This is a genomic window from Roseibium sp. RKSG952, assembly GCF_009711355.1.
Genome location: NZ_SMMF01000488.1, coordinates 1 through 1274, shown reverse-complemented (window position 1 = coordinate 1274; position 1274 = coordinate 1). Strand labels below are relative to the sequence as shown.

Genomic DNA, 1274 nt, shown 5'->3' with positions numbered 1-1274 from the left:
CGGATTTTTCACCCAGTCCTTGTCTGACCGTGATCCTGAGCTTTTTGGCTCGATCACGTCCGAGCTGGGCCGTCAGCGCGACGAGATCGAGTTGATTGCGTCCGAAAACATCGTCTCTGCCGCCGTGATGGAGGCGCAGGGCTCGGTGATGACCAACAAATACGCCGAAGGCTATCCCGGTCGCCGTTACTATGGCGGCTGCCAGTTCGTTGATATCGCCGAAAACCTGGCCATCGACCGCGCCAAAGAGCTGTTTGGCTGCGGCTTTGCCAACGTGCAGCCGAACTCGGGCTCTCAGGCCAACCAGGGCGTGTTCCAGGCGCTGATCAAACCCGGCGACACCATTCTGGGCATGTCGCTGGACGCTGGTGGTCACCTGACCCACGGCGCCCGTCCGAACCAGTCGGGCAAGTGGTTCCACGCGGTGCAGTACGGCGTCCGCAAGGAAGACAACATGCTGGACTATGATCAGGTCGAGGCGCTGGCGAAAGAGCACCAGCCCAAGCTGATCATCGCCGGCGGTTCAGCCATCCCGCGCCAGATCGACTTTGCCCGCATGCGCGAGATCGCCGACATGGTCGGTGCCTACCTGCACGTGGACATGGCGCACTTTGCCGGTCTGGTCGCCGCAGGCGAGCATCCTAGCCCCTTCCCGCATGCGCATGTGGCCACGACCACCACGCACAAGACCCTGCGCGGCCCGCGTGGCGGCATGATCCTGACCAATGATGAAGATATCGCTAAGAAAGTGAACTCGGCGATCTTCCCCGGCATTCAGGGCGGCCCGCTGATGCACGTGATCGCGGCCAAGGCCGTGGCGTTCGGCGAGGCGCTGCAGCCTGCCTTCAAGGACTACATCAAGCAGGTAGTCGTCAATGCCCAGGCGCTGTCGGATCAGCTGATCAAGGGCGGTCTGGACACGGTAACTCACGGCACCGACACCCACGTCGTGCTGGTCGACCTGCGCCCCAAAGGCGTCAAGGGCAACGCGACCGAGAAGGCGCTGGGCCGCGCGCACATCACCTGCAACAAGAACGGCGTGCCGTTTGACCCGGAAAAACCGACCATCACGTCGGGCATCCGTCTGGGCAGCCCCGCCGGCACCACCCGCGGCTTTGGCGAGATCGAGTTCCGCCAGATCGCGGACTGGATCATCGAGGTTGTCGACGGCCTGGCCGCCAATGGCGAAGACGGCAACGGCGCGGTCGAAGCCAAGGTCAAGGCCGAGGTCGCAGAACTCTGCAAACGCTTCCCTATATATCCAAACCTGTAAG

General features: G+C 62.8%; 1 protein-coding gene. It reads left to right on the top strand.

Annotated elements, in window-relative coordinates; genetic code table 11:
- On the top strand, positions 1-1273 hold a 1273-nt coding region (gene glyA, locus E1297_RS01725), incomplete at its 5' end, for a serine hydroxymethyltransferase (RefSeq protein ID WP_305793806.1).
- Between the last annotated feature and the right edge of the window lies 1 nt (position 1274).